Consider the following 15024-nt stretch of genomic DNA (forward strand, 5'->3'; position numbering starts at 1 on the left):
CGCATGAGCGATAAGCCAGAACACGACCAGCCAATGCCGCTGGTCTCGCATCTCACCGAGCTGCGCACCCGCCTGTTGCGCTGCATCGCGGCGATTTTCATCATCTTTGCCGGGCTGTTCGCCTTTACCCAGCAGATCTACACCCTGGTCTCCACGCCGCTGCGTGAATACCTGCCGGTGGGTGCGACGATGATCGCGACCGACGTGGCCTCGCCGTTCCTGACGCCGCTCAAGCTGACCATGATGGTCTCGCTGTTCATTGCCATTCCGGTGATCCTGCATCAGATCTGGGGCTTTATTGCGCCCGGCCTGTACAAGCATGAAAAACGCATCGCCGTGCCCCTGCTGGTGTCCAGCATCTTCCTGTTTTACGCCGGCATGGCGTTCGCCTACTTCCTGGTATTCCCGCTGGTGTTCAAGTTCTTCGCCGCTGCCACCCCGGAAGGCGTCGCGATGATGACCGATATCAGCAGCTACCTTGATTTTGTCATGACCCTGTTCTTTGCCTTTGGCGTGGCTTTTGAAATCCCGGTGGCCGTGGTGCTGCTGGTATGGATCGGCATTGTCGACGTGCAATACCTGCGCAAGATCCGCCCGTACGTGATCATCGGCTGTTTCGTGGTCGGCATGATCCTGACCCCGCCCGATATCTTCTCGCAAACCTTGCTGGCGATCCCGATGTGGATGCTGTTTGAAATCGGCATTCTGTTTGGCAGCCTGATCAGCAAGAACAAACGCGGCGAAGACCCGGACGAACCCTCGGCTGATAGCGACGCCCAACCGCCAGCACCGCAAGCGTGAACCTGCTGCTCCTCGAAGAGGCTGATTTCATTGCCGCCGACCGCGTGATCCTGCGCGATCGGCGCCTGACTCATATGCAGGAAGTTCATCGGGCCGCTGTCGGCGACAGCCTGCGCGTGGGCAAGATTGGCGGATTGATGGGCAGCGCCGAACTGGTGCGCCTTGAGGCCAGGGAAGCCGAACTGGTTATCCACAGCCTTGACCAACCACCACCGGCCAAACTGCCCCTGACCTTGTTGCTTGCCCTGCCACGCCCGAAAATGCTGCGCCGGGTACTGCAAACCGTGGCCTCGATGGGCGTGCCCAAGGTCATTCTGGTCAACAGTTATCGGGTCGAAAAAAGCTTCTGGCAGACACCGTTCCTGGAACCCGAAGCCATTCGTGAGCAATTGATCCTGGGGTTGGAGCAATCACGGGACAGCGTCTTGCCCGAAGTCATTATCGAAAAACGCTTCAAGCCGTTTGTCGAAGACCGTTTGCCGACGCTGGTCGAAGGCACATTGGGCCTGGTGGGCCATCCGGGAGATTACCCGGCCTGCCCGCGCGGGCTGGATGAAGCCGTGACCCTGGCCATCGGCCCGGAAGGTGGCTGGATTCCCTACGAGATCGACTTGCTGGCCAAGGCAGGCCTGCAACCGGTGCAACTGGGGGCACGTATCCTGCGGGTCGAAACCGCCGTCACCGCCCTGCTCGCCCGGTTGTTCTGACAGCCCGATTTAAATACATTTTGTATCATCTGCCTGCTTCAGTTTTGCTCGACCGAGCCGATGCATTAACACGTCAAGATCATTCAAGAAGCCATGGACGGCTGTTATCGATACCAATCGATCAAAAAAAGGAGTTCGTCCATGAACCATTGGTTATCTGCCACCCTGGGCAATATCAGTGTCATTCGTAAACTCAGCCTGGGCTTCGGTACCGTCTTGCTGCTGACACTGCTGATCACCGTCACCGGCTGGAAGGGGCTGATGTCTGTCATTGATCGCGGCGACAAGCTGGCCAATATTTCCCAGGTCATCACGCTGATCAAGGACCTGCGCATCGCCCGCGTCACCTACGACAAGGACAACGGCGAAAACGGCCCCGATCTGGTCAACGATCTGCTCAACGAGATCGGTACCAACCTCGCCGCCGCCAAGGAGCGCATGGTCCAGGCCAGTGACTTGAGCCTGAGCGACCAGGAACTCAAGGTCGTGTCGCAATACAAAACCATCTTCGCGGCTATCGACGAGGCAACCCAGGCCCGCGAGGTCAGCCGGGGCAAGCTCGGTGCAACGTCCGAAGCCGCCCTGGCCAGTATCGCCGCCATCGAAAAAGACGTGCTGCAGGGTGACAACCTGGCCGAGCTCAATAGCGTCAACCAGGTCAGCCGGTTGCTGTTGCAAGCGCGGTTCGAGGTGCGCGGCTATACCCACACGGGCGATCTTGAAGCGGCTACACCTGCGATCGAAGCCATCGACCAGGCGCTGACAGAACTCGCACGCCTGAGCAGCATCATGCCCAGTGCCTACAGCCCCCAGTTCGCGCAGGCCAGCACAGCACTGAAAAACTATCGGGCCGCCTTTATCGAGTTTCGCGACTCTCAGGTACACAGCGACAAGCAATTGTCGCAACTGCAAGTGCTGGGCAATGCCCTGGTGGATCTGAGCAATGAACTGTCGGCGTCCCAACTCAGCCAGCGCGACAGCGATACCCGCCAGGCCAAGTCCGCGCTGCTGATCTGCGCGAGCCTGGCCCTGCTGCTGGGCGTCATTGCGGCGTGGATCATCACCCGGCAGATCATCACCCCCTTGCGCGACACCCTCGATATTGTCAAAGCCGTGGCGGCTGGTGATCTCAGCCAGGAGCATCCGACCACCCGTCGCGACGAACTGGGCCAACTGCAACAGGCCATCGAAGGCATGCGCGGCGGGCTGCGAGAGCTGGTCGGCGGCATCGGCAACGGCGTCACTCAGATCGCCAGTGCGGCCCAACAGCTGTCCACCGTGACCGAACAAACCAGCGCCGGGGTCAACAGCCAGAAAATCGAAACCGATCAGGTGGCCACGGCCATGCATGAGATGACGGCCACGGTTCAAGAAGTTGCACGCAATGCCGAAGAGGCCTCCGAGGCGGCAATGTCCGCCGACGTGCAAGCCCGTGAGGGCGATACCGTGGTCGCCCAGGTCATTACACAGATTGAGCGCCTGGCGGCTGAAGTGGTGTTGTCCACCGAGGCGATGGCTCATCTGAAACAGGAAAGCGACAAAATCGGCAGCGTCCTCGACGTGATCAAGGCCGTGTCCCAGCAAACCAACCTGCTGGCCCTCAACGCCGCCATCGAAGCCGCTCGGGCGGGCGAAGCCGGGCGCGGTTTTGCCGTGGTGGCCGACGAAGTGCGCAGCCTGGCGCAGCGTACGCAAAAGTCCACGGAAGAGATTGAAGTCTTGATCATCGGCCTGCAAAGCGGGACTCAACAAGTGTCCAGCAGCATGGACAACAGCCGCCTGCTGACCGACAGCAGCGTTGAGCTGACCCGCCGCGCGGGCGAGTCCCTGGACACCATTACCCGCACCGTATCGACGATTCAGGGCATGAACCAACAGATCGCGACAGCAGCCGAACAGCAAAGCGCGGTGGCCGAAGAGATCAACCGCAGTGTGCTGAACGTGCGCGACGTGTCGGAACAAACCGCCGCAGCCAGCGAGCAGACCGCCGCCGCCAGCGTGGAACTTGCAAGGCTGGGAACGCACCTGCAAACACTGGTCACCCGCTTCAAGGTCTGACCCTCGGCCAGTGCGACTCCCATCACACTAACGGCAACTGCCCTTCAGTTCCGGCCCCCGGCGCCGATGGCCTGATACCCCTTGAAGGAGTATCACCATGTACCGTCGGCTGGCCCAACTGCTGGGCAATATAAGCGTCAATCGCAAACTCAGCCTGGGCTTCGGGCTGGTACTGGTGCTGACTCTGCTGATCGCCGCAACGGGCTGGAATGGCCTGATGTCGGTGATCGACAGAGGCGACAAACTGGCCAATATCTCGAAAATCATCGGGCTGACCAAAGACCTGCGCATTGCCCGCCTTGAATACGAACGCCATCCGGGAGAAGACACACGGGCCGGTGTCACCGGCCAACTGAGTGCACTGGACAACGCGCTGGAGCAGTCACACAAACAGCTGGTATCGCCCGACGACCTGGTGCTGGTCGAGCAGCAACTCAATGCCGTTACCGAGTACAAACGCGCCTTCACCGATCTCATCCAGGGCTCCCGCCCCGAACAGGCCGTTGAGCGCATGCACCAGCAGGGCGATGTCCTGATCGAGCAGAGCCAGAAGCTCTCGGCACTGCAGACAGCCAAACGCAACAGCGAAAGCCATCAGGCCACGACCCTGTTGATCAGTTGCGCGCTGCTGGCGCTGGTGCTGGGAATGATCGCCGCCTGGGTCATTACCCGTCAGATCGTGATCCCGCTGCAACGCACGCTCAAGACCGTTGAGCGCATCGCGGCCGGGGATCTGACTCAAGACCATCACACCGACCGCCGCGACGAACTGGGGCAGCTGCAGCAAGCCATACAACGGATGACCCAAGGCCTGCGCGAGTTGATTGGCGGGATCAGCGATGGCGTGACTCAAATCGCCAGTGCAGCGGAAGAACTCTCGGCGGTCACCGAACAAACCAGCGCGGGGGTTAACAGCCAGAAAGTCGAAACCGATCAGGTCGCCACGGCCATGCACGAAATGGCCGCCACCGTTCAAGAGGTGGCGCGCAATGCGGAAGAAGCCTCCGAGGCGGCTGTCGCGGCTGACCAGCAGGCCCGCGAGGGCGACAACGTGGTCGCGCAAGCCATCGCCCAGATCGAGAAGCTGGCCATTGAAGTCGGCCATTCCACCGATGCCATGGGCCATCTGAAACGCGAAAGCGACAAGATCGGCAGCGTGCTGGACGTGATCAAGTCCGTCGCCCAGCAAACCAACCTGCTGGCCCTCAACGCCGCCATCGAAGCGGCACGGGCCGGTGAGGCCGGTCGTGGTTTTGCGGTCGTGGCCGACGAGGTGCGCAGCCTGGCGCAGCGCACGCAAAAATCCACAGAAGAAATCGAAGAGTTGATTGCCGGCCTGCAAAGCGGCACCCAGCAGGTGTCCAGCAGCATGGACAACAGTCGTGCCCTGACAGACAACAGCGTTGAGCTGACCCGCCGTGCGGGCGAGTCACTGGGCAACATCACCCGTACGGTGTCGACGATTCAGGGGATGAACCAGCAGATCGCAGCCGCCGCCGAGCAGCAAAGTGCGGTGGCCGATGAGATTAACCGCAGCGTGTTGAATGTGCGTGATGTGTCAGAGCAAACCGCCGCCGCGAGCGAAGAGACTGCGGCTTCGAGCATTGAACTGGCGCGGCTGGGCACGCATCTTCAGGCATTGGTTGGACGGTTCAAGGTTTGACAGCCTTGTAACCCTGTGTGGGAGCGGGCTTGCTCCCACACATTCAGAACTACAGCACCTGACGCAAGAACGCCTGGGCGCGCAGGTCTTTGGGCGAGGTGAAGAAGTCTTCCGGGGCGGAGTCTTCCAGCAGCTTGCCATGGTCGAAGAACAGCACGCGGTTCGCCACTTCGCGGGCAAAGCCCATTTCGTGGGTCACGCAGACCATGGTCATGCCTTCGCGGGCCAGGGTCTTCATCACGTCCAGTACTTCGCCGACCATTTCCGGGTCGAGCGCCGAGGTGGGCTCGTCAAACAACATCACCTTGGGTTCCATCGCCAACGCACGGGCAATCGCAACGCGCTGTTGCTGGCCGCCCGAGAGGCGCGACGGGTACTCGTTGGCCTTCTGCCCGATACCCACCTTGTCCAGTAATGCGCGGGCCTTGGCTTCACGTTCGACCTTGCCACGCTTGCGCACAACCTTTTGTGCCAGGCACAGGTTTTCCAGCACGGTCATGTGCGGGAACAGGTTGAAATGCTGGAACACCATGCCGACTTCACGCCGATAGGCATTGACGTCGGTTTTGGGGTTGGCCAGGTCCAGGCCGTCGATGCTGACGGAGCCCGAATCGAAGTCTTCCAGGCCATTGAGGCAGCGCAGGAAGGTCGACTTGCCAGAGCCCGACGGGCCGATCACCACCAGTACTTCGCCCTGGGCGACAGTGGTGCTGACGTTGTCCACCGCACGAACGATGTGGCCGCGGGTGTCGAAGACTTTTACCAGTTCGCGAACTTCAATCACTTTGCGCGAGCCTCCGCTCAAGCCGGCTGGCGAAATGCGACAGCGGCAGGTTGATCAACAGGTACAGGCCCGCTACGCAGAACAGGATTTCGAACGGCGAAAACGAGGTGGTGATGACCTCACGGCCACTTTTGAGCAGTTCGGTAATGGCGATCACCGACACCAGCGAGGTGTCCTTTACCAGGCTGATAAATTGCCCGGCCAATGGCGGCAGCACACGTTTGAACGCTTGCGGAAGCACCACATGGCGCATCGACTGGCTGCTGTTGAGGCCCAGCGAGCGCGCCGCTTCGTTTTGCCCGCGGGCAATGGACTGCACGCCCGAACGAATGATTTCGGCCACGTACGCACCGGTGAACAGCGACAGCGCGGCAATACCGGCAAACTCGCGGGACAGGTTGAGCACCGTGCCAATGAAGAAGTAGAAGATGAAAATCTGTACCAGCAACGGTGTACCGCGTACCAGTTCGACGTACAGCGTCGAGAGGTCGCGCAGGGTCGGGTTGTTCGACAGTCGGCACAGGCCGGTGGCCAGCCCGATGATCAAACCCAATACGCCAGACACCAGCGACAGCCAGACGGTGGTCCACAAGCCCCAGAGCAGCGGTCCTGCGGCCCAGTGGCGGTTCACGCCAATGACATCGCCTTCATCGACCTCGTCGCCTTCAGCCAGTTGCAGGCTGTTGTCGGCAACGGTTACGCGTTGTTCTTTGCCATCTTCGCCACGCAGCACGACTTCGGCAGTGTCGCCCTTGCGTACCAGTTCGATGATGGTCGAGCGTTCAGCTGCCCGCTGGGCTTCTTCGGCCTGATAGGCGAAGTACTGCGGAACACGGTTCCAGCGCCATTCGTAAGACATCAGCGAAGTGGCGTAATACAACGCACCCGCCAGACCGATGAGCACCAGCACGGTCAATACGTGCCAGGGCCACTGGACTTTTTTTTGTTTGATCACTTTCAGGTTCCACGTTTTGTGTCGCTAGGGAGGCCGTCATCGCGGGCAAGCCCACTCCCACACAGGGTGCGGGAGCGGGCTTGCCCGCGATTGATCAATCAGCCTTATTCCATGTCTTTGAGCCAGGCGGTGTCTTTGAACCACTTGTCATGGATGCGATCGTAAGTGCCGTCTTCGTGGATCTGGTGCAGGAAGTTGTTGATGAAGTTGATGCTGTCGTAGTCGCCTTTCTTCAGACCAAAGGCCAAAGGCTCGTAGGTGAACGGCTTGTCGAGGAACACCAGCTTGCCGTTACCGAACTTGTTAACCGCTACAACGTTGTATGGGGCGTCGTAGATAAAGGCATCAGCCTTACCGTTGACGACGTCCAGAACACCTTCAGGCTCGTTGTCGTAGCCGTGGTACTGGGCTTTTGACATCAGTTTGCGAGCAACGATTTCACCCGTGGTGCCAATCTTGGACGTCAGGCGATATTGCGGGTCGTTGAGGTCTTTGTAAGATTTGACCTTGTCTTCCAGCTCTTTGCGAATGAGCACGGTCTGGCCCACTACGATGAAGGGTTCGCTGAAGTTCAGGCGCAGGTTGCGTTCCTGGGTCAGGGTCATGCCGCTGCCGATCATGTCGAACTTGTTGGTCATCAACGCCGGGATGATGCCGTCATAACCGGTGGAAACCAGCTCCAGCTTCACACCCATGGCCTTGGCCATCGCTTTGAGCAGGTCAACTTCAAAACCAATGATCTGGCCGCGTTTGTTGGTCATTTCAAATGGCATGTAGGTTGGGTCCATGCCCACCTTCAGAGTGCCGCGTTTGACCGCGTCATCAATTGCGCCTGCATGGGCTGCGCTGATCGCCAGTAATGCAGTCACACCGCACAGCAGTTTCGACACAAACTTCTTCATCACAACTCCCCCTCACCTACTCAATTAAGGCGTTGGCCAACGGCAGGCTCGATTCAAAAAGCCAATACAGCCGGGCACTCACCCATTCGAAAACGGATGCTAACTCACTGAGGGTTATGAGACGAGTTTTGCGAGAGAAAAGCACTATAGGCCGCAGGAACTGTAGTCGCTGCCGAAGGCTGCGAGGGGGGGGCGTGGTACCTTTGGAGAAACGGGTTGCTACGCAACCCTTCGCAGCCTTCGGCAGCGACTACAAAGCAAAAGCCCCACCGAGGTGGGGCTTTTATATCAATCAGGCAGCAGGCTGTAGCGGCAACAACGGTGCGTGAGGGTCAGCGGCAACCGACTCACGCCAGGCGTTCAGCCAGCCTTCGTGACCTTCGTTCCACACCAGCGCGTGCAAGCGGGCCAGGGCAACAGGGTCGCTCAAGAGCTCCATGCGCTCTTTGTCGCTGACACCCTGAGGACCCACCTTGAGTGCGTGACGCACACGTTCAGTACGCAGCCATTCAATCGGCTCGGCCTCACGGTGACGCGACGTCGCAAGGGCACAGGCCAGTGCGTTCTGCTGTGGATCAACCACGGCCCGCACAAAACCGTCATGCAGTGCGTGGTAGCGGTTTTCGTGGGTGTATTCGGCTGTGGCCGACAATTCACGGGGTGGTGCGTATTCCTCAGGAATCAGGAACAGGCTTTCATCGCGAGTCTTGAGGCCCAGCTTGACCCGGCTGGAGATCACCGACACCGGAATCGACAACATCAGCGAACCGACAATCGGCACCAGCCACCACAAAAAGCTCGGGTTCAACCACAACACCAACGCAGCCCAGGCCGCACCCAGCAGGGTTTGCGGACCATGACGGCGCACCGCTTCGCTCCACGGCGTGGAGTCATCGTCACGCTGTGGCGAATTCCAGGTCGCCGCCCAGCCCAGGAACGCAGCCAGTACAAAGCGGGTGTGGAAGATCATGCGCACAGGTGCCAGCAGCATCGAGAACAGCATCTCCAGCAGCATCGACAGCGTGACCTTGAACTTGCCACCAAACTCTTTCGCGCCCTTGGCCCAGATCAGGATGATGCTCAGCAGTTTAGGCAGGAACAACAGCACGATCGTGGTCGAGAACAGCGCCACGGCTTTATCCGGGTGCCATTGTGGCCACAGCGGATACAACTGGCGCGGTTCCATGAAGTACTGCGGTTCCATCAGCGTGTTGACTGCCAGCAAGGCGGTCGACAGCAACAGGAAGAAGAACCACAACGGCGCAGACAGGTAAGACATCACGCCCGTGAGGAACACCGCACGGTGTACCGGGTGCATGCCCTTGACCAGGAACAGGCGGAAGTTCATCAGGTTGCCGTGGCACCAGCGACGGTCACGCTTGAGTTCATCCAGCAGGTTGGGCGGCAGTTCTTCATAGCTGCCCGGCAAGTCGTAGGCAATCCACACGCCCCAACCGGCACGGCGCATCAACGCGGCTTCAACAAAGTCGTGAGACAGGATCGCGCCCGCAAAAGCACCTTTACCCGGCAACGGCGCCAAAGCGCAGTGTTCGATAAACGGCTTCATGCGGATGATTGCGTTGTGGCCCCAGTAGTGGGATTCACCCAACTGCCAGAAGTGCAGACCGGCAGTGAACAGGGGTCCGTACACCCGCGTCGCAAATTGCTGCATGCGCGCATACAAGGTGTCCATGCCCGATGCTCGCGGCGCGGTCTGGATGATCCCGGCGTCTGGCGTGGCTTCCATCAAGCGCACCAGGCTGGTCAGGCATTCACCGCTCATCACGCTGTCCGCGTCGAGCACCACCATGTACCTGTAATCACCGCCCCAGCGACGGCAGAAGTCGTCGAGGTTGCCGCTCTTGCGCTTCACACGACGGCGACGACGGCGATAGAAAATTCGCCCGAAGCCTTCTGTTTCGCGACACACATCCAGCCAGGCCTGTTGCTCGGCAACACAGATGTCAGGATCGTTGCTGTCACTGAGGATAAAGAAGTCGAAGCGATCCAGATCGCCGGTCGCGGCAACCGACTCGTAGGTGGCGCGCAAACCTGCAAAAACACGGGTGACATCTTCGTTGCAGATCGGCATCACCAGCGCAGTACGTGCCTGTTCAGGAATTGCCTCATTCCCGGCGCTTTTGCCGGAAATACGGTACTTGTCGTGGCCGGTCAGCAGCTCCAGAAAGCCCATCAAGGCCGTCCAGAAACCCGCCGATACCCAGCAAAACAAAATCCCGAACAGAATCAGGATGCTGGTCTGCAAGACATACGGCAGCACTTGTTGCGCCGTTTGCATCAACGGCTGGTGCAACACCTCTTCAAGGTCGACAAACGCCCAGCCCTGGTACGGCATGATGCCTTTCATGTACCAGCCGGCAACGATGGTCTGACCCAGCATCAAGACCAGCAGGATGTAACGGCGGATCGAACCCACCGTACGCCAGCGGGCATGGGGTAATACACGCTCGTCGATTTTCGGCGCAGGCGGATTGCTGCGACCGGTCAGGCGCCGCCAGCCACGGACCAGAATGTTGGTGCGCCACGGCTCGGGCACCACCTTGGTGCGACGAATCGGCGGCGTGGCCTTGAGCATCACCCGGCCGCTGGCATCGAGGGCGAGCATTTCTGCTTCCTCAAGCTCTGCGGCCGACGTCAGGTTCAGACGCGTGCCCACCGAGGCCTGCGCGGCCTCAGTAGCATCGACATCGGCCTGCGTGGACAGACGCGCATGCAACTCGGCGAACGAGGTGCAGCTCGCAAGGTCCGCGCGCTGCTCATCGCTCAGTGGCAGATGCGCCAGGTACTCGCTGAGCGAGGCTGGCTGGGGCTGAGCATTACTCATCGGCTGGCAACTGGTAGCTCCAGGTCTCGGTCAACACTTTTTCAGTCTTCACCGGTTCTGGAGTGGCTGCAGGCGCTTGGGCCGCAGGGGCCTTGGCGTCCTTGGCCACGTGATCTTTCTTCTCGTGTGCCTTGGCCACAGGGGCTTGCTCGATGTCCTGAACCAGCGCTGCGCGCATCTCTGTGGACTTGCTCGGATCCTTGATTTTCATCCGCAGCGTCAAGCGCCAGCCCTTGGTTTCAGGGTTGTAACGCACGTTGTTCTCAACCAGTTCGGCGTTGTCACCGACACTGACCTGACTGCGTACCGGGGTGTTTTCTGGCAAGGCCTTGAGCGACGGGCCTTCGAAGTCCACCAGATACGCAACGCTGCCGTCTGGCTGACGGATCAGGTTCGATTGCTTGACGTCGCCGGTCGAGCGCAGGGTTTGTTTGACCCAGGCGCTATCCGTTGGATGCAGGGCAGCTTCGTCCAGGGTCCAGTGCATGCGGTAAGCGAAATCAAACGGTTTGAGCGGCTCTGGCAGTGTTTCCGGGCTCCAGAACGCAACGATGTTGTCGTTGGTTTCATCGGCGGTCGGAATTTCTACCAGGTCAACGGAGCCTTTGCCCCAGTCACCCTGCGGTTCGATCCAGGCGCTTGGGCGCTTGTCATAGTTGTCGTCCAGGTCTTCGTAATGGCTGAAGTCACGGCCACGTTGCAGCAAACCAAAGCCGCGCGGGTTTTCAACCGAGAAGTTGCTGACCGACAAGTGTTTCGGGTTGTTCAGCGGACGCCAGATCCACTCGCCGTTGCCGGCATGAATGGCCAGACCCGACGAGTCGTGCAACTCGCGACGGTAGTTCAGAACTTTGGACGGTTGGTTAGCGCCGAACAGGAACATGCTGGTCAGCGGAGCAATGCCCAGCTTGCCAACCTTGTCACGCAGGAACATTTGCGCTTTGACGTCCACGACGGTGTCAACACCAGGGCGCAGGGTAAAGCGGTAAGCACCGGTAGCCCGTGGCGAGTCCAGCAAGGCGAAGATCACCAGGTGCTTGTCGTTAGGCTTGGGTTTTTCGATCCAGAATTCGGTGAAACGCGGGAACTCTTCACCCGACGGCAATGCAGTATCGATCGCCATACCACGGGCCGACAGGCCGTAGATCTGGTCCTTGCCCACAACGCGGAAGTAACTCGCGCCGAGCATGGTCATGATTTCGTCCTGCTTATCCGCCTTGTTGATCGGATACAGCACGCGGAAACCCGCCCAACCGAGGTTCTCGGTAGCTTTTGGATCAAACTGGACATCACCGAAATCGAAACGACTGGCGTCGTACTTGATTTCTTCAACCGTGGTGGCCGTCACTTCGTTGATTTTCACCGGCGTGTCGAAATGCATGCCCTGGTGATAGAAGGACAATTTGAACGGGGTTTTATCGCCCGCCCACTGGGCCTTGTCACGGTTGAATTGAATCTTCTGGTAGTCCGCGAACTTCATGTCGCGGAACTCTTTTGGCAAATTGCTGCGTGGCGCTTGGTATTTCTGTTCGGCGAGGGTTTTAGCCTCAGCCGCCACGTCATCCAGACTGAATGCCCACAGTTGACCCGCACCGAACAAGCAAAAGAGCGCAGAGCCCGTCACCAGTGCGTTGCGTAACCGCTTGGCAGACATTTTTGGTGCATTAAATGGACTAACAATCACGAGCAAACCTCGCCGAAAACAGATGATGAAACCAACGGCCAGCGATCTAAATGCCAGGTTGGCGAGCACTGTTCCGACCGTCAAAGGAATGAATGATTCCCCAGACGCGTCGGATTAGTCTCTGTGTAGCGCAGGATTATCTAGTAGCCCGCGTGACAACGCATCTACTGTCAGCAAGTATTTCTCGCTAAAACCGCCTGTTTTCAGACGAAAACGCGGTTTTTAAGGGTTTTAGATTTGTAACAGAAATGTCACAGGGCCATCATTGACCAAATGCACCTGCATATCGGCCCCAAAACGACCTGATTCTACTGTCGGGTGAAGACGTCTGGCCTCTCCCAGCAGATGATTGAACAACGCCTCGGCCAACGCAGGAGGGGCCGCCGTGGAGAAGCCGGGGCGCAGGCCACTTTTGGTGTCTGCCGCCAGGGTAAATTGCGATACCAGCAGCAAACCACCGCCAATATCGGCCAGCGAAAGGTTCATTTTGCCTTCGGCATCGCTGAACACCCGGTAGTTGAGGAGCTTGTGCAACAACTTGGCGGCGCTTGCCTCGGTATCACCGGGTTCGACGGCGACCAGCACCAGCAAACCCTGGTCGATCGAGCCGACTATCTCCCCCGCGACCTCAACCCGCGCCCCACTGACACGCTGCAACAACCCCCTCATGCTTCGTCCGGTTGCAAGTTGAGCAGGCTGCGGGCCATTTGCTCGGTGGCGCGTACCAATGCATCGGTAATCCCGGGTTCGGAAGCGACGTGTCCGGCTTCACGAATGATCTGCAGCTCACTGCCAGGCCAGGCCTGATGCAGCTCCCAGGCGTTATCCAGCGGGCAAATCATGTCGTAGCGACCATGCACGATGACCGCCGGCAGATGGGCAATCTTGTACATGTCACGCAGCAGCTGATTGGGCTCCAGGAACGCGTTGTTCATAAAGTAGTGGCATTCGATGCGGGCAATGGACAGTGCCCGGTGCGGGTCACAGAAGCGCTCGACCACTTGCGGGTTTGGCCGCAAGGTAGCCGCACGGCCTTCCCAGGTCGACCAGGCCTTGGCCACGTGCATCTGGGCAATCTGGTCATTGCCTGTCAGGCGCTTATGAAAGGCACTCATCAGGTCATGACGCTCATCCGGCGGGATTGGCGCTATGTATTCCTGCCAGTAGTCCGGAAAGATCCGGCTGGCACCTGCCTGATAGAACCATTCGATTTCTTGAGGACGAGCCAGAAAGATCCCGCGCAGAATCAGCCCGTGCACCTTGTCCGGATGGCTTTGCGCGTACGCCAGTGACAGGGTCGAGCCCCACGAGCCACCAAACAGCACCCACTTGTCGATGCCCAGGAACAGGCGGATCCGTTCCATGTCGGCAACCAGGTCCCACGTCGTGTTGCTGTCCAGACTGGCGTGGGGGGTTGAACGCCCGCAACCGCGCTGATCAAAGGTAATGATGCGGTACAGGCCCGGATCGAAGTAGCAGCGGCTGTTGGCATCGCAGCCCGAACCCGGTCCACCGTGGACAAACACCACTGGCAGGCCGTCTGGCGAACCGCTCTCGTCAACGTAAAGCACATGCGGGCCATCGACTGCCAGTTCATGCCGGGCGTAGGGTTTGATCTGCGGGAACAAGGTCTGCATTACGCACTCCGGGAGGTCGGGATAATGTTGCCTCTGGCATCATAAACCCGATTGGGTGCAATGAGCATGCCCTTAAAAACACTGTGGTTGAATATCGGGCTGTTGCTTAAACCCTGTGGGAGCGGGCTTGCCCGCGATGGCATCGCGGGCAAGCCCGCTCCCATACAACCCGACTCAGCCCTTGGAGTATCGCTGCTGGCCCCACTCGATAATCCGCGCCAGCAACTGCTTGAGCACCACCTGGGTCGGTGCCGCAAGGTCTTCGCGATAGTTGAACGGCTCGAACTCTTCCATATAAGTGCACTGGGCCAGTTCCAGCTGCACGGCATGGATGTTGTCCGCCGGACTGCCGTAGTGACGAGTGATATGACCGCCCTTGAAGCGTCCGTTCAGGATGTGGCTATAGGCCGGATGCTCGGCACAAATGGCTTCAAGGTCGCGGGCCAGGGTCGGATCGCAACTGGCACCATTGAAAGTGCCCAGGTTGAAGTCCGGCAAGCGCCCGTCAAACAGGTGCGGTACGCAAGAACGGATGGAGTGCGCATCAAACAGCAGCGCATAGCCAAACTCGTCCTTGAGGCGCTTGAGTTCCTGCTCCAGGGTCAGGTGGTAGGGTTTCCAGATCTGCTCCAGATACGTTGCACGCTCTGCGGCAGAAGGCACCTGCCCTTCGCGAAACAATGGCACACCGTCGAATAGCGTGGCCGGGAACAGCCCGGTGGTCGCACCTACATACATCGGCGCATCGTCCTGCGGGCGATTGAGGTCGATCACAAAGCGCGAATACTCCGCCGCCAGGGTGCTGGCACCCAGTTCGGCGGCAAACTCATAGAGCCGCGGGATATGCCAGTCGGTGTCCGGCAGGCTTTGCGCTTCGGGGATCAGCCCGGCCTTGACCGCAGGTGTCAGCTTCAAGCCTGCATGGGGCATGCTGATCAGCAATGGCACACGGCCTTGTTTGAATGTCAGAACCTTGTCCACAAGCTTT

General features: G+C 59.3%; 12 protein-coding genes. 4 read left to right on the plus strand and 8 right to left on the minus strand.

Going from position 1 to position 15024, the window contains the following annotated elements; translation table 11 throughout:
• Positions 1-3: 3 nt before the first annotated feature.
• The 4 genes from tatC (at position 4) to VSQ83_RS22390 (ending at position 5229) form a co-directional block, all read left to right on the plus strand.
• Complete coding sequence (gene tatC / locus VSQ83_RS22375) at positions 4-801, plus strand: twin-arginine translocase subunit TatC (RefSeq protein WP_133076771.1); 798 nt, start codon at positions 4-6, stop codon at positions 799-801.
• Entirely contained in the window at positions 798-1508 is a 711-nt protein-coding gene (locus VSQ83_RS22380) for a 16S rRNA (uracil(1498)-N(3))-methyltransferase (RefSeq protein WP_326427553.1), read from the plus strand. The genes tatC and VSQ83_RS22380 overlap by 4 nt, the downstream gene beginning before the upstream one ends.
• A 141-nt stretch (positions 1509-1649) precedes the next feature.
• Positions 1650-3566, plus strand: coding sequence for a methyl-accepting chemotaxis protein (locus VSQ83_RS22385; RefSeq protein WP_326427555.1), 1917 nt, complete (start codon positions 1650-1652; stop codon positions 3564-3566).
• 97 nt (positions 3567-3663) lie between these two features.
• The gene (locus VSQ83_RS22390; protein ID WP_326427557.1) at positions 3664-5229 is read left to right on the plus strand and encodes a methyl-accepting chemotaxis protein; all 1566 of its coding nucleotides are present in this window, start codon (positions 3664-3666) and stop codon (positions 5227-5229) included.
• Positions 5230-5278: 49 nt separating this feature from the next.
• Here the strand turns inward: VSQ83_RS22390 and VSQ83_RS22395 are convergent, their stop codons facing one another.
• From VSQ83_RS22395 to hutG, 8 genes are all read right to left on the minus strand, one after another.
• A complete protein-coding gene (locus VSQ83_RS22395; protein ID WP_133076775.1) occupies positions 5279-6013 on the minus strand; it encodes an amino acid ABC transporter ATP-binding protein in 735 nt (244 codons plus the stop codon).
• Complete coding sequence (locus VSQ83_RS22400; RefSeq protein WP_442800257.1) at positions 6006-6965, minus strand: amino acid ABC transporter permease; 960 nt, start codon at positions 6963-6965, stop codon at positions 6006-6008. The genes VSQ83_RS22395 and VSQ83_RS22400 overlap by 8 nt, the downstream gene beginning before the upstream one ends.
• Positions 6966-7072: 107 nt before the next feature.
• The gene (locus VSQ83_RS22405; RefSeq protein ID WP_133076777.1) at positions 7073-7870 is read right to left on the minus strand and encodes a transporter substrate-binding domain-containing protein; all 798 of its coding nucleotides are present in this window, start codon (positions 7868-7870) and stop codon (positions 7073-7075) included.
• Positions 7871-8162: 292 nt separating this feature from the next.
• Positions 8163-10715 (minus strand): glucans biosynthesis glucosyltransferase MdoH, encoded by a 2553-nt coding sequence (gene mdoH, locus VSQ83_RS22410; protein WP_326427558.1) that lies wholly within the window; start codon positions 10713-10715, stop codon positions 8163-8165.
• Entirely contained in the window at positions 10708-12399 is a 1692-nt protein-coding gene (locus VSQ83_RS22415; RefSeq protein WP_133076779.1) for a glucan biosynthesis protein G, read from the minus strand. The genes mdoH and VSQ83_RS22415 overlap by 8 nt, the downstream gene beginning before the upstream one ends.
• Before the next feature lie 231 nt (positions 12400-12630).
• Entirely contained in the window at positions 12631-13068 is a 438-nt protein-coding gene (gene dtd, locus VSQ83_RS22420) for a D-aminoacyl-tRNA deacylase (RefSeq protein ID WP_133076780.1), read from the minus strand.
• A complete protein-coding gene (gene pip, locus VSQ83_RS22425; RefSeq protein ID WP_133076781.1) occupies positions 13065-14036 on the minus strand; it encodes a prolyl aminopeptidase in 972 nt (323 codons plus the stop codon). The genes dtd and pip overlap by 4 nt, the downstream gene beginning before the upstream one ends.
• A 174-nt stretch (positions 14037-14210) precedes the next feature.
• Positions 14211-15017: an N-formylglutamate deformylase gene (gene hutG / locus VSQ83_RS22430; protein WP_133079158.1), complete on the minus strand. Its 807-nt coding sequence runs from the start codon at positions 15015-15017 to the stop codon at positions 14211-14213.
• Positions 15018-15024 lie beyond the last annotated feature (7 nt).

The sequence above is a fragment of the Pseudomonas sp. DSV-1 genome (genome assembly GCF_035830915.1).
Lineage (GTDB): Bacteria > Pseudomonadota > Gammaproteobacteria > Pseudomonadales > Pseudomonadaceae > Aquipseudomonas.

Excerpts from the sequence above, each read along its gene's own strand:
- VSQ83_RS22405 (WP_133076777.1), bottom strand. The coding sequence starts at position 7,870 with ATGAAGAAGTTTGTGTCGAAACTGCTGTGCGGTGTGACTGCATTACTG.
- tatC (WP_133076771.1), top strand. The coding sequence starts at position 4 with ATGAGCGATAAGCCAGAACACGACCAGCCAATGCCGCTGGTCTCGCAT.
- VSQ83_RS22385 (WP_326427555.1), top strand. The coding sequence starts at position 1,650 with ATGAACCATTGGTTATCTGCCACCCTGGGCAATATCAGTGTCATTCGT.
- VSQ83_RS22390 (WP_326427557.1), top strand. The coding sequence starts at position 3,664 with ATGTACCGTCGGCTGGCCCAACTGCTGGGCAATATAAGCGTCAATCGC.
- mdoH (WP_326427558.1), bottom strand. The coding sequence starts at position 10,715 with ATGAGTAATGCTCAGCCCCAGCCAGCCTCGCTCAGCGAGTACCTGGCG.
- pip (WP_133076781.1), bottom strand. The coding sequence starts at position 14,036 with ATGCAGACCTTGTTCCCGCAGATCAAACCCTACGCCCGGCATGAACTG.
- dtd (WP_133076780.1), bottom strand. The coding sequence starts at position 13,068 with ATGAGGGGGTTGTTGCAGCGTGTCAGTGGGGCGCGGGTTGAGGTCGCG.